The organism is Azospirillum lipoferum, from assembly GCF_024170005.1.
In the GTDB taxonomy this organism is placed as follows: domain Bacteria; phylum Pseudomonadota; class Alphaproteobacteria; order Azospirillales; family Azospirillaceae; genus Azospirillum; species Azospirillum lipoferum.
The window spans coordinates 327,111-345,908 of the sequence record NZ_JALJXJ010000005.1 but is presented as its reverse complement, the minus strand read 5'-3'; the positions used below and the strand labels follow the sequence as shown (position 1 = coordinate 345,908).

The 18,798-nt window shown below is 70.2% G+C and carries 9 protein-coding genes; all 9 read left to right on the top strand.

Annotated features, from left to right (window positions below; all coding sequences use genetic code 11):
* The first annotated feature begins 130 nt into the window (after positions 1–130).
* The 9 genes from J2848_RS13975 to J2848_RS13935 all read left to right on the top strand — a co-directional run bounded on the left by J2848_RS13975 (position 131) and on the right by J2848_RS13935 (position 18,749).
* On the top strand, positions 131–6,100 hold the full coding sequence (locus J2848_RS13975; protein WP_211103130.1) for a beta strand repeat-containing protein: 5,970 nt from the start codon (positions 131–133) through the stop codon (positions 6,098–6,100).
* Positions 6,101–6,298: 198 nt separating this feature from the next.
* Entirely contained in the window at positions 6,299–7,660 is a 1,362-nt protein-coding gene (locus tag J2848_RS13970) for a TolC family protein (RefSeq protein ID WP_246193877.1), read from the top strand.
* Positions 7,657–9,339, top strand: coding sequence for an ATP-binding cassette domain-containing protein (locus tag J2848_RS13965; protein ID WP_149231577.1), 1,683 nt, complete (start codon positions 7,657–7,659; stop codon positions 9,337–9,339). The genes J2848_RS13970 and J2848_RS13965 overlap by 4 nt, the downstream gene beginning before the upstream one ends.
* Positions 9,336–10,706: an HlyD family type I secretion periplasmic adaptor subunit gene (locus tag J2848_RS13960; protein ID WP_149231576.1), complete on the top strand. Its 1,371-nt coding sequence runs from the start codon at positions 9,336–9,338 to the stop codon at positions 10,704–10,706. Before J2848_RS13965 ends, J2848_RS13960 begins: the two co-directional genes overlap by 4 nt.
* Before the next feature lie 46 nt (positions 10,707–10,752).
* Positions 10,753–13,845, top strand: a complete 3,093-nt coding sequence (locus tag J2848_RS13955) for an ABC transporter substrate-binding protein (protein WP_149231575.1) — start codon at positions 10,753–10,755, stop codon at positions 13,843–13,845.
* Between the two features lie 14 nt (positions 13,846–13,859).
* The gene (locus J2848_RS13950) at positions 13,860–14,243 is read left to right on the top strand and encodes a hypothetical protein (RefSeq protein ID WP_149231574.1); all 384 of its coding nucleotides are present in this window, start codon (positions 13,860–13,862) and stop codon (positions 14,241–14,243) included.
* Positions 14,244–14,245: 2 nt separating this feature from the next.
* Complete coding sequence (locus J2848_RS13945; protein ID WP_149231573.1) at positions 14,246–14,734, top strand: hypothetical protein; 489 nt, start codon at positions 14,246–14,248, stop codon at positions 14,732–14,734.
* A complete protein-coding gene (locus J2848_RS13940) occupies positions 14,731–15,486 on the top strand; it encodes a hypothetical protein (protein WP_149231572.1) in 756 nt (251 codons plus the stop codon). The genes J2848_RS13945 and J2848_RS13940 overlap by 4 nt, the downstream gene beginning before the upstream one ends.
* Positions 15,474–18,749: a type VI secretion system protein gene (locus J2848_RS13935; protein ID WP_246193876.1), complete on the top strand. Its 3,276-nt coding sequence runs from the start codon at positions 15,474–15,476 to the stop codon at positions 18,747–18,749. Before J2848_RS13940 ends, J2848_RS13935 begins: the two co-directional genes overlap by 13 nt.
* The last annotated feature ends 49 nt before the right edge of the window (positions 18,750–18,798 follow it).

The window sequence follows — 18,798 nt, the reverse complement described above, 5'->3', positions numbered from 1 at the left end:
CACGGTTTTACCATCGGGAAAATTTTGCAGCTTCATCCTCTCCGGATGACGGCGTTCAGATATTTTTCAGAAAATAGCGGTGTTATCGCTGGTTGCTACTGGCAACTGATGCACCGGCGAAAGGGCCGTGATGACAGACCCTGTGACGGCCGAAACCACCTCCGCACCGCTCCTGATCATCCCCGAGGCGCTCGCTTCGGAAGCGGCAGGGGCGCTGTTGAGCGGGAATCCGGACGCGCTGCCGGCGGTGCGGGAAAAGATGGCGGCAGCCTTGAGCGGTCAAGGCCTGCCTGCAACCGCCGCCGGCGCGCTCGCGGAAGGCTGGATGCATGATTTCGCCAATGGTCTCGGTGCGCAGTCCACGCCGGATGCCGCCATCCTCCAGGCGAACCGGATCGCGGCCGGTGCCGCCGAGCGCATGGTCCAGGCGACGCAGAATGCGGCTTCCCTGAGCGGCGAGCAGAAGGTGGCGATCGCCCTGGCGCAGGGTCAGGGAATGGACGCACAGTCCTTGCCCACCCCTGAGGCGGCAGCCAGGCTGTCCGCCGCCCTGTTCAGCGGCGTGATGGACCCGCTCGCCCGACCGGCGGGCGCGGCGGACCCGATCGCCGCCCTGTCGCAGGCCTTGAATGCGCCGGCGGTCCCGACGACCGCACCGGCAGCGGCACCGCTCTCCCCGGCGGAACAGCTGACCGCCGCGCTGGCCTCCGGCGCCGGGGTTCAGGATGCGGTCAAGGCGTTGGGGGCCGGCCAGAACGGCCACTTCGCCGACACGCTGGAACGGGCGCTGTCCAGCGGCACCGAGTCCACTGCCGCCGTGACCGCGGCCAGGGAAGCGAGTGCCAGCAGCGAGCTTCTGACACACTCAACAACAGTCGTGCAGTCGGACGGCGACCGCATGCTGACCGCGCTGGCCTCCGGCGGTGCGGAGGCGCAAGGCGCCGTGAGCGGCCCGGCCTTCGCCAGCGTCCTCAACGATGCCCTGGCCCGCGGCGGATCGCCGGACGCGGCCCTCGGCGCATCGGTTCGGGCCCAGGCAGAGATGACCGCCAGCCAGACCGCCGCCGCCGTGCCGCCGAAGCCGACCGACGCGCTGGTGGCGTCGCTGGCGTCCGGCCGCAACGTGGCGGAGACCGTGAAGTCCTTCGCCACGGCGGCCGGCTTTGACGGAACCGCGGCCGGCGGGTTCGGGCAGGCGCTGGGCGGCGCCCTCTCCACCGGCCACGAGCCGTCCGGCGCCTTGGGCACGGCGCGGCAGGACGTTGCCGCGGCAACCGCCCTGTCGGCGGAGACGACGAAAGGCGTGAAGGCCGACCCGCTCGTCGCGGCACTCGCCAGCGGCAACAATGTCCAGCAGGCCGTCCAGGCCCTCGGCGGAACCGGCACTGCCTTCGGTGCCGCCCTGGGACAGGCCCTGGCGGAGGGACGGTCCGCAGGACAGGCGCTGGCGGCAGCCCGTCAGGCCGCCGACACCGTCCAACAGAACAGCCAGTCCAGCGAAGTCCCGGTGTCCGCCCAGGACAAGGCGATGGCCGACCTCGCCAACCCGGACAAAGCCGCCGCTGCCAAGGAGACCGGCGAAAGCAAGCAGGCCGCCAAGGACGGCGCCCAGCACAGCGAAAGCACCGACGGCAAGGCCGTCGAGCAGGTGGCGGACGCCCAGGCGAAGGACGCTCAGGCGAAAGACCCCCAAGCGAAGGACGATGGCGGAAAGGAAAAGGACGGCAAGGAAAACGCCAAGTCGGACGACAAAGGCGACACGAAGGGCGATGCAAAGGAGAGCAGCGGCGAGAAGGCTGCGGCCGATGCGTCCGCCGACGGAAAGCCCCCGGCTCCTGACGCCTCCTCTCCTCCTGCGGCAAAGTCGGCGACGGGCGAGACCGCGCTCAAGTCCATCAGCTTCGATCTGTCAGGCACCGTGGACAAGGGCGCCACGGGCGACAGCTCCGCCCACTCCACCGCGTCCACGGACGCACGGCCAGCCGTTTCCGCACCGTCGGTCACCAAGGCGCTGAGCACCGGCGATGCCTTCGCCGTCGCGGCGCAAAGCCAGCAGCGGGCGGTGCAGTCGGCGGTTCGCGCCATCGAAAACGCGACCACCGACAGCGCAGGCACCAGCTCGCCGACCATCACGCCAACCCTGCCCGCCACCCCCACCGTAACGGTCGAACACCACGCCGCGGCGCCGACCCTGTCGCCGTCCTTCGACGCGGCGGCCCTGGCAAAGGCGCTGGCGATCGCCGAGGGGACGACCGCCCCCGCCGGCTTCACCGTCTTCCACCTGATCGAGGCGATGTTCCGCCCCGGTGAGACCGGCAGCAGCGTGGTCGGCGTCGCGGTCGTGGCGAACCAGGGCTCGCAACTCGGCGTCTGGCAATACAGCGTCGACGGCAGCAGCTGGATCGCGGTCGGGTCGGTCGCCGAAACTGCGGCGCTGGTGCTGCCGGGCAATGCCCTGCTGCGTTTCCTGCCCGCGACGGGCGCCTCCGGACAGGCGCCCGCCCTGGAATTGCGGGCGGTGGGGGACGAATGGACCGGTGGCTTCAGCGGTGCCGAGCACCGCCTGTTCACCCTCGCCGGAACCGGAGGCACCACACCCCTGTCGTCCGACGTGGCGCAGCTGTCCCTCGCCATCACCCCCGTCAACGGCGCCCCGGTGGCGACCGGCGTGCAGGCCGTCCTGGACTCCGTGACGGAGGATAGCACCAACCCGGTCGGCGCCAGCGTCTCCACCCTGTTCGGCAAGCTGTTCTCCGACCCGAGCGATGCGGTGTTCGGCGTGTCGGGCGACAAATTCGCCGGCGTTGCCGTGGTCGCAAACCCCGGCAATGCCGCCCAGGGCGAATGGCAATATTGGAACGGCAGCAGCTGGGTCGCGATCGGCGCGGCGTCGGACGGCAATGCGCTGCTGCTGTCCGCCGAGACGATGCTGCGCTTCCTGCCTGTCACCAATTGGAACGGGCAGCCCCCAAGCCTGATGGTGCGTCTGGTCGACGAGTCCGCGGGCGCCATCGTCAGCGGCGACCATGTCGATCTGAAGAGCCTCGGCGTCGGCGGAACCACCCCCTACAGCGTTTCCGCCATCCTGCTCGACAGCCGCGTGACCGCCGTCAACGACGCACCCGTGGCGACCGGAACGGCGGCCACCCTGGCGCCTGTCGCGGAGGATTCCGCCGATCCCGCCGGGATGACCGTCTCCACCCTGTTCGGCGGCCTGTTCTCCGACCCCATCGACGCGGTTGCCGGCGGGTCGACGGCGAACGCCTTCGCGGGCGTGCTGGTGGTCGGCAATGCCGCCACCGCGGCCGAAGGGGCATGGCAATACTGGACCGGATCGGCCTGGACCGACATCGGTGCGGCCGGCGCCGGCAACGGCCTGCTGCTGGCCGCCGGCACGATGATCCGCTTCCTTCCCGCCGCCGACTGGAACGGTGCCACCCCGGCCCTGACGGTGCGGCTGGTGGACGATTCGCTGGGCGCCATCATCAGTGGCGAGCGGGTTACATCGACCATGGGCGGCGGGACCAGCCGTTACAGCGCCGACACCGTCACGCTGGCCGGCAGCGTCGACGCCGTCAACGACGCGCCGGTCGCCACCGGCACCGCCGCAACCCTGCCGGCGATCGCGGAGGACACCGCCGACCCGGCCGGAGCCACCGTCACCAGCCTGTTCGGCAGCCTGTTCTCCGACGCGGCCGACGCCGTGGCCGGGGGATCCACGGCCGACGGCTTCGCCGGAATCGCCATCGTCGGCAACGCGGCGACCACGGCACAGGGCGTCTGGCAATATTGGACCGGCACCGCCTGGGCGGCCGTGGGCTCCGTTTCGGAAGGATCGGCCCTGGTGATCGCTGCCGCCGACCGGCTGCGTTTCGTGCCCTCGGCCGACTGGAACGGCACCACCCCGGCCCTGACCGTCCGGCTGATCGAGGAGGGCGGAGGCTCCACCCTGATCGGCAGCCATGTCGATCTGACCCAGGGTGTCGGCGGCAGCACGGTCTACAGCGCCGACACCATCGTGCTGACCGGAAGCGTCACGCCGGTGAACGACGCCCCGCAAGTCACCGCCGGCACCACGTCGCTGTCGACGGTGAAGGGTGTGGCAGTCGCCGTCACCGGCCTTTCGGTGTCGGACATCGACGCCGGGTCGGCGCCGATGCTGATCACCCTGTCCGCCGGACACGGGACGCTGACACTTGCCGATGGCGGAACCGACGCCGTTATCACCGGCAACGGAACCGACACCGTCACCGTCCGCGCGACGCTCGCGACCATCAACAGCCTGCTGGGCGCCACCAACGGCCTTCTCTATACCGCGTCCTCCTACACCGGTGCCGACACCGTCCATATCCTGGTCGATGACCAAGGGAATGGCGGGGATGGCGGGCCGCTGACCGCCAGCGCTTCGGTTGCCGTCACGGTGGTGCCGCCCAACGCCTCCCCTGTTCTGGCCGACACCAGCCTGACGCTGTCCGTCGCGGCGGAGGCTCTTGCGGCCCCCACGGCCGGAACCGCGGGCATCGCCGTGTCGAAGCTGGTCGGTCTTAACGGCACCGGTCCGGCGAACGTCACCGACGGCGATGCGGGTGCCGTGACCGGCATCGCCCTGGTCGGCACCAACGAGAGCTATGGGCACTGGTGGTTCTCGACGGACGGTGGTTCGACCTGGAGCCTCGTCGGAACGGTCAATGACAGCGACTCCGCCCTGCTGCTGCGCCCGACCGACCGGCTGTATTTCCAGCCCAATGCATCGGTGCCCGCCACCGTCAACGCTGCCCTGACCATCCATGCCTGGGACCAGACCAGCGGAACAGCCGGCACCAAGGTGGCGATGGACACCAGCACCGGCAGCGCCTTCTCCAGCGCGACCGACAGCGTGACCCTGCACCCCGGCGTGCTGGTCCCGAACGGCTCCTTCGACAATGGGCTGAGCGGCTGGACCTACACCGGCGGCACCAGCATCGGCTCGACGGGCGACGGCCATGAGGCAACGCTCACCTCGGCGGTCGGCCAGACGCCGACCCAGCTTGAGGACTTCCTCGGCCTGACGCACGGTTCCATCGCCGCGGCGACCGGGACGGTTCCGTCGGCCGGCCATGCGATGAAGCTCGGCACGACCGTGACGGTGACGCAGGACACCACGCTGACCTTCGACTGGTCCTTCACCTTCTCCGACCCCGGCTATCATGATTTCGCCTTCGTCAGCGTCAACGGGGTGGTGACGCTGCTGGCCAAGGATGCGAGCGCCAGCGGCAGCTTCAGCGTGGTGGTTTCGGCCAACAGCACCCTGTCGCTCGGCTTCGGCACCTCCGATACGACCGACAACAGCGTCAACCCGATCCTGCGCGTCGACAACATCAAGCTGACCACCGTCGCCAGCGATCCCATCGTGCTGGACATGACCGGGAACGGGCTGGCCCTGCGCCCGCTGTCCGACGGCATCCATTTCGACGTGACCGGCGACGGCATCGCCGACAGCACCGGCTGGATCGGGCCGGGCAACGCCCTGCTCGTGCAGGACAGCAACGGGAACGGACGGATCGACGATGCTCACGAACTGGTCTCCGAACAGTTCGGCAGCGGCTTCAACAGCAGCCTGGACGCGCTCGCCTCCCTCGACCGCAACCATGACGGCCGCCTGGATGCGACCGACGAGACCTTCGCCACCCTGAAGGTCTGGCAGGACGCCAACAGCGACGGCATGAGCCAGGCGAACGAACTGCTCGGGCTGACGGAGGCGGGCATCCGCGCAATCGCCACCACCGCGAGCCCGAGCGACGCCGCCCTGGCCGGCAGCCGCATCCTCGGCACCACCAGCATGACGATGGCGGACGGCAGCAGCCATATGGTCGCCGGTGTCGCCTTCGACGTGAAGGCCTCCTCCGCCGCGCAGGTGCAAATCCAGCCACAGGCGGCACCGGCGGTCACCAACTTTGCGGCCCTGCTGACATCCGGCCTCGGCCTACCCGCCGAGGGTGCGATTGCACCGCAAGATGCTCTTTCTCACTTTTCGGATTCAGTCGCAGCACCTCACCTCTTCGACCAGCATCACCAGCAAAATAGCGACGCATCCAACGTGCAACACATCACGCATGCCTAATAAGACTGACAAATTTAGAGGATTTGTTAGGAATTTGAACACTGTTTTGTCTTAAAGCCCAGTAAGGGTTGTCGGCTATGTTCGCCATTGTCGCTAGCCACTAAGCTTAAGCCGACGGCGATCTCCAGGACCCTCATGCGCAAATTCTTTCTTTTTGCTACGGCCCTGCTTCCGCTTCTTGGCGGCATGACGCAACCTGTGTTTGCGTCACCGCGCGACGACGTGATCTCCCTGATCGGCAAGGCGACGGACACCCATGACCGGCTGAGGGGCGCGGAGGCGGCGGCCGAGTCCGCCCGCAACGCCCTGCGGGTCAGCCATGGCGGCTGGTACCCGACGCTCAGCCTGTCGGCCAATGGCGGGCGCGAGACCACCAACAAGCCGGCCGGCCTTCCCAACACCGACCTGAACGCCAAGCAGCTGTCGGTGCGCGCGACACAGCTGATCTGGGATTTCGACGCGACCAACGCCGATATCCGCCGGGCGCAGGTGTCCGTGGTGCGTGCCGACATCGCCGTGGAACGCACCCGTCAGGAACTGCTGGTGGAGGGACTCAGCGCCTACGCCACCCTCGTCCGCGCCCATCGTCTGCTCGCCTTCGCCCGCCAGTCCGAAGACAACATCCGCCGCCAGACCGGCCTGGAGGAGGTCCGCCTTCAGGAAGGCTACGGCTTCTCCACCGATGTTCTCCAGGCCAAGAGCCAGCTTGCCGGCGCCCAGGCCCGCAGGGTCGCGGCGGAAGAGGCGATGCGGACGGCCCTCAGCCGTTTCCAGGCCTATTTCGGCCATGTGCCCTTCCGGCTGGATGGCGCCGAGGTTCTGGCGATGACCAAGGCCGCCCTACCCGTGTCGATCGATGCGGCGGTGGAGGAGGCGCGCCGCCACAACCCGCGCCTCCAGGAACTGGCGCTGACCACGGCGGCGGCCCAGGAGGCGGTGGCGTCGGTGCGTGGCCGCAGCCTCTATCCGCGGGTGGAGGGCTATGTCGAGCGCAACATGAAGAACAACGTCGCCGGCCAGCCCGGACGGCAAGACGAGCTGCTGTTCAAGCTTCAGGTCACCTTCTCGCTGAACACCGGCCTGACCGCGATCAACAGCGTCCGCCTCGCCGAGGCCGACCTGCGGGCGGCCGATGCCAACTGGGCCGACCAGGAACGCAGCGTGCTGGAGACCGTCCGCAACAGCTGGAACCGGCTGGAAAGCGCCCGCTCGCAGGTGAAGCTGCTGAACGATCAGGCCAGCCTCGCCGCCGGATTCCTCGACGTGGCGCGGGCGGAGCGCGAGCTGGGTTCCCGCTCGCTGATCGACATCCTGTCGGGCGAGACGACGCTGATCAACGCGCGCAGCGATGCCGCCGCAGCGGAGACCGAACTGGTTCTCGCCAGCTACCGCATGCTGGCCGCCATGGGCCGGCTCAACGCCGCCGATATCCAGACCAAACCGATGCCGAAGCTGGCGGCGATGGGGCGCGGCCTGTTTGACGGGCCCGGCAAGACCGAGCCGGCGCCTCCCGCCAACAAGGATACGAAGCGCAAGCGCGGCAAGGGAGACCAGCAATGACCGGCGGCGCCATCGGACTGCTGCTCCTGCGGCTGCGCTCCAACCTGCGGCTGACGGCCCGCGTCTTCGCGGCATCGCTGGCGGCGAACCTGCTCGGCCTCGCCTCCTCCTTCTACACCATGCTGGTGCTGAACCGGTATGTGACGCACGGCGTCGATTCCACGCTGGCGGCGCTGACCGTCGGCGTCGTGCTGTCCATCGCCTTCGAACATCTGTTCCGCCATGTCCGCCTCGGCATCGCCGGCCGCATCGGCCGCACCGAGCATGAGAATCTCGCGACCGGCGCCTTCGGCATCCTGCTGACCGCGCGCAGCGGCGCCGGCTCGGCCGAAGGCGACGCCGCCCGGCGCGAGGCAATGCGGGCGCCCGAGCAGATCGACGCGGCGCTGGGCTCCGCCAATCTGGCGACTTTGTTCGATCTGCCCTTCGCGCTGGGCTTCATCCTCGTGGTGGCGCTGGTCTCCTGGCCGCTGGCGGCGATCTGCGTCCTCTTCACCCTGCTGTCGATCGCCGCCGGCCTGCTGGCCCAGGCCGACATGCGCTCGGTCGGCCGCGATGTGGCCCAGGCCGGCGCCGACGCGCAGGGCCTCGTCACCTCCGCCATCGTCGGCCGCGATGCGGTGGCGCTGTTCGGCGGCGCCAAGCCGCTGCTCGGCGACTGGCAGCGCGCGGCGAAGACGCTGAGAGCCCTGCGCGAACGCATGTCGATGCGCCAGGGCCGCGCCCAGTCGATGGCGCAGAGCCTCCAGGCGCTCCAGGGCGTGGCGGTGATAGCCACCGGCGCGGTGCTGGTGGTTCGCGGCGAACTGGACGTCGGTTCGCTGATCGGCGTCAACCTGCTGGTCGGCCGGGCGCTGGCCCCCTTCACCCGGCTGGCGCAGATCGGAGAATCGCTGGCGATGGCCCGGCAGGCGCAGAGCCGGCTGGAGCAGTTCGCCCGCACGGCGGTGGAGCCGCCGACCGGCACCAGCCTGCCCCGCTACGGCGGCACGCTGGAACTGCGCGACCTGACCTATACCCCGGCCGGCGCCGTCACCCCGCTGCTGCGCCGGCTGTCGCTGTCGGTTCCCGCCGGCAACATCCTGGTGCTGAAGGGCCGCAACGGGTCGGGCAAGTCGACGCTGATCCGCCTGATCGCCGGGCTTGCCGATCCGCAGGAGGGTGCCGTGCTGGCCGACGGCGTCGACATCCGCAAATTCGCCCCCCTCTGGTGGCGCCAGCAGATCGGCTACCTGCCGCAGGAACCCGTCTTCCTCAACCGGACCATCCGCGAGAACCTGCTGCTCGCCAACCCGCGTCTGTCGGAAACCGAACTGCAAGCCGTCCTGCACCGTGCCGGCGCCGACCGCGCGGTGGCCGACTGCGCCCAGGGGCTCGACACGCCGCTGCGCAACTTCGGCAATGAGTTGCCGGTCGGCCATCGCCGCCGGCTGGCGCTCGCCCGCGCGCTGGCGGTCGGCGGGCGGCTGATCCTGCTCGACGAGCCGACCGACGGGCTGGATGCCGACGGCACCGCCGTCGTCTACCGCACGCTGATCGACCTCGCCCGCGCCGGCCATACCGTGGTCATCGCCTCGCACGACCCGCGCATCCTCCAGGGAGCCTCGCTGGTGCTCGACCTCGACCAGCCGCAGGAACCGATGAAGAGCCGCGACCCGGCCGGACTGGTGGCGTCATGAAGCCGTTCCCCCTGCTGACCCGCAAGCCGGTCGCAAGTCCTGCTCTTCCCCTGGGAAGCGCAACGGCAGCGGCTCTGCCCTTCACCACCGCCACGGCACCGGAGACTGACAGCCGTTTCGGCGACGGCCTGTTCGCCGTCAGCATCGCCGCCTTCCTGGCCGCGTTGGGCTGGGCATCCATCGCCGAACTGAACGTCTCCAGCAGTGCGCCCGGCGACGTGGTGCCGCTCGCCTACAACCAGTCGGTCCAGCATTTCGAAGGCGGCATCATCCGCGATATCCTGGTGCAGGAAGGCGATTCGGTGAAGGCCGGGCAGGTGCTGGTCGAGCTGGACCAGACCAAGACCCGCGCCGATCTGGAGGAGCTGCGCCTGCGTCTCGGCTCGCTTTCCGCCGACATCGCCCGGCTGGAAGCCGAAGTGGCCCGGCGCGAAACCATCGACTTCCCGGAAAAGCTGGCCCGCGAACGGCCGGATCTGGTGGCGCAGACCCGCGACCTGTTCCGTGCCCGGCACGACCGGCTGGCCTCCGACCTCGACATCCAGCGCCAGGACATCGTCCAGCGCGAACAGCAGTCGGCCGCCGTGCGCGCCCGCATCTCCGGCTCCCAGGTGGCGCAGGGTCTGATCCGCGAACAGCTGTCGATCAGCGAAAGCCTGCTGAAACGCGAGATCACCAACCGGATGAAACATCTGGAGCTTCTGCGCGACGACGCCCGCATCACCGGCTCCATCGCCGAGGACCGCGCCACCCTGGCCCAGGCCGAGGCCGCCCTGGCCGAAGCCCGCAGCAAGCTGGTGTGGATCGGCCGCAAGTACGAGGAAGAGGGCCGCAACGCGCTGGACGAGGCGCGGCGCAACCACAACGAGCTGTCGCAGCGGCTGACCCGTTACCAGGACAGCCTCGACCGCTCCAGCATGCGGGCGCCGATGGACGGCATCGTCAAGACGCTGGCCGTCTCCACCAAGGGCGCCGTCGTCAAGGCGGGTGAGACGGTGGTGGAGCTGGTGCCGCGCGACGGCAATCTGGTGGTGGATGCCCGCCTGCCGGTGCAGGACATCGGCTATGTCCGCGCCGACCAGCCGGTGGTGGTGACGCTGGCCGGCAGCGACGCCTCGCGCTTCGGCCACATCGAGGGCCGGGTGCGGACGATCAGCCCCGACACGCTGCTCGATGCCAACAAGCAGTCCTACTACAAGGTCCGCGTCGAGCTGCCGGTGACCCGCTTCGACTATGGCGGCAAGACCTACGAGCTTTTCCCCGGCGTGCGGGTGACCTGCAGCATCCTGACCGGGCGCCGCACGATCCTCGACTATGTCTTCTCGCCGGTCCTCAACGGCCTCCAGCACGCGATGCAGGAGCGGTGAGGATGGTCCGGCCGATGAGAAATTCCCCTCTCCCGAGGTTCACCCGATGCTGAGTTCGCTCCAGCCCCGTTCCCGGCCGCCGCTGCGCTGGTCGCACATGACCAAGAAGGCGCGCTTCGCCCTGATCCTGGCGGCGGCGATGCTGGTCACCGTGCTGGTGTCGCTGGTGGTACGCGCCGGCTTCCTCGGCGAGCGGACCGGGGAGCCGCTGGCGCTCGCCGTGGTGGGGCCGCTGAGCGGGCCGGACGCGGCCCTCGGGCTGGCGCTGCGCAAGGGGGCCGCCCTGCGTGCCGACACCCTCAATGCGGCCGGCGGCATCGGCGGACGCCCGGTGGAGGTCAGGCCCTTCGACGACGAGGGCGACAAGGGCAAGTCGCTGGAGATCGCCCGGCGCATCGCCAACGACCCGGCCATCGTCGCGGTGATCGGCCACACACCCGACGCCACCGACAGCGCCACCGCCATCTATGCCCAGAAGAAGATTCCGCTGATCGCCCCGCGCCCGCTGGTCCGTCCGGCGGACACAGCACCCAGCCCGTGGCTGTTCAGCATCGGCTTCGACCGCACCCACGAGATCCGCTTCCTCGCCAACTATGTCCGCAACGTGGTGGGGGAGCCGACGGTCGCCATCATCCGCGAGGATAGCGAACAGGCGGCGTCACTGGCCGGCCAGTTCGACAGCATCCTCCAGCGCTTCGGCACCAAACTGGTCAACCAGTGGACCTACGCCCCCGGACGCGGCGGGACCGGCGCCCTGCCGGCGCTCGCCCAGGCGGTGAAGGAGCGGATGCCGACCGGTGCCATCGTCGTCATCGGCTCCGCGGCGGACAGCGCGCGGGTGGTGGTCGCCCTGCGCGATACCGGCCTGCGCAACCTGATCGCCGGCAGCTCGGAGATGGCGACCGCCGCCTTCCGGACCGAGATCGTCGCCCAGACCCAGGTGAACCCCAAGGCATTGACACCGGAGGCCTATGGTCATGGCCTGCTGGTCGCCTCGCCCGTGCTGTTCGACACGGCGAACGAGCGGGCGCAACGCTTCTACGGCCAATATGTGAAGCGCTTCAACGCGGTGCCCGACTGGGCGGCGGCGCTGGGGGCCGACGGCGTCGACCTGATCGCCGACGCCATCGCCACCGGACATCACGGCGGCGGCAAGCCGGACGGCGACGCGCTGCGCCTCGCCATCGCCGGCCATGACCGGGCCGAAACCGCCTTCCAGGGCAATGCCGGCACCTGGACCTTCGACGCCCGCGGGCAGGCGACCCTGCCGGTGATGATGGCGACCTACAACGGCCTGAACCCGGTGGCGGCGCTGACCCAGCTCCAGCCGATCCGCGAGGCCGGCGTCTCCAATTTCCTGGAGGAGGTGCAGCGCGGGCGGGCGCTCTATGTCAACGACCGCTTCATGTACAAGACGGACGTCATCTACACCGGCGTCCAGCTGCACGAGATCCGCGACCTCAACCCGGATGCCAACGAAGCGACGCTGAACCTGACCGTCTGGTTCCGCTACCGCGGCGCCTTCAACCCGGCCGACGTCGTCTTCACCAACGCGGTCAAGCCGGTGGAACTCGGCAAGCCCTACCGCGAGGAGCGCGGCGAGGTGACGACCTACGTCGCCTACCGGATCGAGGGGCGTTTCTCGCTGAACTTCTCCGACCAGCGGCCGCCCTACGGCAGCCATTCGGTCGGCATCAGCTTCCGCCACCGGACGCAGAACCGGAACACGGTGATGTTCGTCACCGACGTGCTCGGCATGTCGCTGGTGAACACCAATGACTTCGTCGAGAAGCTGAAGGCGATGGCCGCGGCGGAGACCGCGTCGGCCGCCGACCTCAGCCTCGCCGACCGCTTCCGCCGGGCGCTGGAGGGGGAGAGCGAAAGCTCGACCCTGCTTGACCAGCTGCGCGCCAAGCGGGTCCTGGCCGCGTCGCCCGGCTGGCGGCTGGCGCGCGCCTGGATCTCCCAGGACGTCACCAGCGTGAGCAGCGAGGGCGATCCCAACTATGTCGGCTTTGGCCGGCCGCAGCCGGACTTCTCCCGCGTCGATTTCGGCGTGGTGGCGACGCCCGACGCCCCGGCGGCGCGCGACTTCATCCACCGCGACTTCTTCGTCTACATCGCCATCTTCAGCGCCGTGCTGGCGGTCTTCGCAGCATTCATGGACCGGCGCGACCGCGGCCAGTTCTGGAAGATCCAGACGCTGTTCATGCGCATCCTGTCCTGGCCGCTCCTGCTGATGTCGGCCGGCAACATCGCGCTGGACCAGGCGGTGGCGACGCTGCCGCCCAGCGGCATCGCCATGGTGGTGAACGGCATCAACGTGCTGTGGTGGATCGTGCCGGCCATCCTGGTCGACCGCACGCTGGAACGCTTCGTCTGGACCCCGCTGGAGATCCGCACCCAGCGGCGCATCCCCGCCATCGTCCGCCGCTTCTCCACCCTGATCGTCTTCGGCTTCGCCGGCTGCGGCATCATCGCCTTCGTGCTGAAGCAGCCGATCACCAGCCTGCTGGCGGCATCGGGCCTCGTCGGCATGGTCGTCGGCCTCGCCATCCAGGCGAACATCGCCAACGTCTTCTCCGGCATCGTCCTCAACATCGAACGGCCGTTCCAGATCGGCGACAGCATCCAGATCACCGACATCGTCCGCGGCGTCGTGGTGGACATGACATGGCGGACGGTGCGGGTGCGCAACGTCGCCGGCTTCATCGTCGCCATGCCCAACGCCAAGGTGTCGGAGGCCACCGTCGTCAATTTCAGCGCGGTCGAGCGCGTCTCGATGAAGCTGGAATATTTCGCCGACGCCAGCATCGACCCCGGCCGGATGGGCGGCCTGCTGACCGCGGCACTCCGTGCGGCGGACCGGGTGATGCCCAACGCCACCGGCGGGCTGCCCTTCGTCCGCTATGACGGCTTCCGCGCCGTCAACGGCCAGTGGCTGTGCAAGTACAACCTGTTCTTCTGGGTCAAGGACCATGACGCCAGCTTCGCCGTGCCGGAACTGGTCTGGCGGTCCGTCTACCGGACGCTGGCCGACGCCGGCATCGACCCGACCCCGCCCGACCTGATGGAAGCGGGCGCCGCCGCAGCCGCCACGGCCATCGCGATCGGGCCGCAGACGACCGTTCCGGCATGAGCAGGAGCATCCCGATGACACGCCCCCTCCGTCGCTGCCTTGCCGTGGCGATGCTGCTGCCGGTCCTGCTCGCCGGGTCGGCCTGCGCTCCGTTCGGCAGCGAAAAATCCGCCGCGATCCTGGAACGGGTCGCCGACGGCGATTACGACGTCGGCATCCGCTATCCGTCCAAGCGCACCCGCTACGTGATGATCGTGGAGGAGGACGAGGAGTCCTTCGCCCTCACCAACCGCCCGGCGAACGGCCGGAGCACGGATGGCGCTGCACCGGCATCGGCCGCCGAACCGGCCATGCCGCAGCAGAACGACCGCGTCCTGGCGCCTTGTGCGGAGGCGGCAGGCAACTGGTACCGTCACACGCCGGCCGGCTATGTCTGCGCCGGCGGGGCGGGCGGCTGACCATGAGGCGTCTGGCTCTGACGATCGCCCTGCTGCTTGCCGGCTGCGCCGCGGACAAGGCCGCGCCGTCCACCATGGACGGCGGGATGGGAACGGCCCCGATGCTCCGCATCACCGCCGATGCCGACGCCAACGGCCGGCGCCCGGTCGCCGTCGACGTGGTGCGGGTGGCCGACCCGGCCCTGGCGCGCCGGCTCGGTACACTCGACGCCGCAAGCTGGTTCCGCGACCGGGTGGCCCTGAACGGCGAGGCCGCCGGCCGGATCGCCATCGCCTCGTGGGAGATGGTGCCCGGCCAGAGCGTGATCCTGCGCAGCCTTCCCCCTTTCGCCGCAACCCCGTCCGCGACCATCGTCTTCGCCCGGTATGGCACGCCGGGCGCACACCGCGCGTTGCTGGGCCAGTCGCCGGATGGTGCAAGCCAACTGGACATCCGGCTGGGACGCGACGGCTTCACCATGGCTCCGTTGCCGAGGGACACCGCGCCATGACCGTCCGGACCGCTCCTTCACCGGTTGCGCCGCCGACTGCGCCCGTCACCATCCTCGACACAACGCGTAGCGCCGGCCCGAATGTCCTGGCCCTGTTCCGCGCCTTCCACGCCGACCTGCTGGCCGCCTGTGCGCAGGAGCAGGCCGCCGCCGGTTCGGTCGCCGACCGGCTGGTCGCCACGCTCCACGGCATGAGCGCGGCGGCGACCGCCCAGGGTCCCGCTGCTCATGGCATGGTGGTGAAAGCGGTCTTCGCGATGGCGATGCTGGCGGATCAGGCATTGGCCCAGGTGAAGCCGGCGGATGCCGTCGTCGCCGGCCGCCTGTTCGGTGCGAACGCCAACCTCCAGACCCTGTTCGTCCAGGCCGACGACCTGATCCGCCAGGGGGCCAGGGCCGACCGCGGGCTTGCCGCGGTCTATCTCGCGGCACTGGCTCTCGGTTTTCCCGAGGATGCCCAGGCGACGGCGCGGCGCTCGCCGCTGCACCGGATCCTCACCGGCAAGGAGGGTGGAACGGAACCGCAGAAGGCCAGTCTTGCCAGCCCGCGCGCCTATGATCCGCCGGCGGGTGCGGTGCTCGGCAGCTTCCGTCCGTCGGCCCGGCGCTGGTGGATGGCGGTCGGCGGCGTGGCGGCGCTGTTCCTGCTGGTTTCGCATCTGCTCTGGAGCACCGCGGTGAACGATCTCCAGCGCGACCTGCGCGGCGCCCGCTCGGCGGTCGAGGATATGGGGCTGTCATGGTCCTACTGATCCTGACGCTGGAATTCCTGCTCTCCTCCATCGGGTCCGCCGTCGGCTGGATCCTGTCCTTCGTCTTCGCCTACCTGCCCTTCCTGCTGGCGGCGCTGCCGCTCTACATCCTCTACCGGGCGACCCGGTCGGTCTGGCCCAAGCTGCGCGCCCGGCTGCGGCGCATGCGCAAACCCGCCGCCAAGATCGCGGCCCGCGCCAAGGCACCCGCGCGCCGGGCCAAGCCGTCCTCGCCCCTGCATGTGCGGGCGGAGGCGCCGCCGCCGTCGAGGGCTGCCGCCGGCAAGCCGCCGCTGGCCCGTACCTATGGCGAGGGGCTGGACATCCTGACCCGGCAGATGCGCGGGCCCCTGCGGCGCGGCGACATCCCCTGGTTTCTCGCCTTCGGCGTCGGCGGTCCGGCGCTGCTCGCCACCGACCCGACCCATGTCAACTGGCCGGAGGACGGCAACAGCGAGAACGGCTGCTGGTGGTTCTGCGAAGGGGCGGCGATCCTGCATGCCGGCGCTGATTCGGCCGACGGGTCCAGGCTCGACGCCTCCTGGCCGTCCCTGGTCGCGGCGATCCGCAAACGGCCGACGCGCCGGCCGCTGGACGGCATCCTGCTGATGGTCGGCGCCGACGAACTGCGCGCCGCGGCGGAGCGCGAAGCCCCGCGCAAGGCGCTGGCAAAGCGGGCGGAGTCCCTGCGCATGCGCCTGCGAGCGATCCGCGACGAACTGGGCATGGTCTGCCCGGTGCATGTCGTGGTGGTGCGGGCGGAGTCCCTCGACGGCTTCGCCGATCTCTGCGCCGCCATACCCGCGGCCCTGCTCGACGGCGTGCTGGGATGGACCAGCCCGCATGACTGGCTGCTGCCCTTCGAACCCGGCCGGGTGGGCGAGGCGTTCGACGCCATCCAATCCGACCTGGCCCTGCTGGAGGCGGATGCCCTTGCCGGCGGTGTCGCCGGTGTGCGCCTGCCGCTTCTCCCCGCATCGCTGGAGACGGTACGCCACCCGCTGGCGCTGTTCCTGGACGGCGCGCTGGGCGGAGACAACGCTGCCGAGCCCCTCCCGCTGCGCGGCATCGCCCTGACCGGCGCCTGCGCGACGGCGACGGGCGGGCGCCGCCCTGCCTTCGCCCGCGACCTGCTGCCCGGCCGCGCCTTCGCCGAGCCCGGCTATGGCCGGCCGTCCGAAGCCGCCTTCCTGCAGGGCCGTCGCCGGCGCCGCATCGCCCAGGCCACGCTGGCCGCATCGGCAGCGGTCCTGTCGGTCGCCGCGTGGCAGGGCTTTGCCATGGTGTCCGCCGGGAGCGCCGCCGTCGCCGCACCGGTCGCCGACCTGCGGCGGGCCCTGCTGTCGCGCGACGCCGTCGTCGACGGTCCCATGGTAGGCCGCGTGATCGCCGCCACCGCCGTGATGGAGCGCGACCGGCTGGCGACGCCGCTGCTGCCGACCTCGCTGATCAGCGGGTTCGACGAGGACAAGCGGCGGCTCGCCTCGGTCACCCTGCGCCGTGCGGTGCTGCGGCCGATCCGCGATGCCCTGCTGCCGAGTGCCGCCCTGACCGACCTGCCGCCGGTCACCAATCCCCGGCGCGTCGAGGATCTGCCCGCCTTCCGCCGGCTGGCCGCGCAGCTGGATCGCATCGGCGGCCGGCGCGGCGCACTGGAGCGGTACGACCGCTTCCGCCGCAACAGCGGGTTCGATGAATTGCAGGCTCTGGCCGAAAGCGTCTATGACGCTGTGCCGCGCCCGCCGGTGGCGGCGACGGACGGCTTCATCACGCGAATCGCCGCCGGTGCCGACCTCCCCAACCTGGACGCCCGGACCATCGCCGTGGCCCTGCGGGCGGAATCGGTGCAGCTCGCCGCCCCGCTGGCCGAGGAACTCTACACCCGCAATCCCCTGCGCCTGCGGGCACAGGCCTTGGCCGACCGGCTGCGCGACCTGCCGCAAGCACCGGCCGAGGAGGATGTCACGGACCTCGGCCGGCTGGTCGATGCCGTCACCGAGGCCGCCGGCTGGCCGATCGCCGCCGCCTTGCAGGACCCCGCGCGCGGCCTGCCGGATGCCGTCAAGCTGGCTCTCCAGAAGGCGGCGATGGCCGACCTGCCCGGCCGCGACACCGCCGACCGCATCACCGAGGCGCTGTCCACCGCCGCCACTGCCGCCCGTGCCGCCGTCCTGTCGCTGGACACCCCGTCGTCCGGTTCGCTGCTCACCAGCGGCGAGGGAGGCGTGCTGGCCCTGAACCCGGCCGTCGCCGCCCTGCCGGCGCAATTGGCCACCCGCGTGGTCGCCAAGGCCCCGGAAGAGCCGGCACCGGCCAAACCCGCTGCTCCCGAAAGCAGGCGCCCAGAGAGCAAAGTGCCCGCTCCGGCAGCACCGGTTCCGGCTCCGCCCCCGGCCGCAACTCCCGCCGAGCCCAGGCAGGTGGCCGTCGCCAGCCCGCCGCCCGCGCCGATCGACACCCCTCCGCCGGCACGGCTGCCGCCCCAGCTGCCACCTTTGCCATCATTGCCGCCGCTGCCGGTCCCGCCGGCGGAACTGTCGGCGCCAGCCCTCGATGCGGCGGTGACGAAGCTCGACGCCCTCTTCTCGCAATCGCTGGCGGGCCGCTTCCCCTTCGTCCGCTCCGACCTTGCCCGCGGCGCGCCCGATGCCGACCCCAAGGAGGTTCGCCGCTTCTTCGAGCAGCTCGACGAGAACCGCGCCGTCGTCATGAAGGCGGCGACGCCCGAACTCGCGGCGTTCCTGGAAAAGATGGAGGCGGCGCGGCCACTGCTCGACGCGGTCGCCCGCTCCGCACCGGTGAGCGTCCGTTTCACCTACGGCACCAACCGCGCACAGGAACTGGGGGCGGAGCACATCATCGACTGGTCGGCCCGCTCCGGAACCAGCGCGGTCGGCGCGTCGGCCGGTTCCGAACCGCTGGTCTGGAAGGCGGGGCAACCGCTGCTGCTCAGCTTCCGCTGGGCCGCCGGTTCTCCCTATCGCCCGAAGAATGCGCTGGCGAGCGAAGCGGAGGCGGCGGCCGGCGATACGCTGACCCTGGTCGAGCGCGGCCCCTGGGCCTTGCTGCGGCTGCTGAAGGGCCGGTCGGCATCCGCGGCCGGGGACGGTGCGCTGCTGCGCATCGCCCTGCCGACCCAGACAATCGGCGGTGAGCCGGTGCGCGATACCGTTCTGTTCATGACGGCGTCCATTGCCACCGGATCACGCTCTGCCCTGTCAACGAAGACGTTCGACCTGCCGGTCAGGTTCCCTTCCCGGTAGAAAAAATCAATGCTCGCAAGAAAAGCTAATGAAAAATTTCGTCACACGC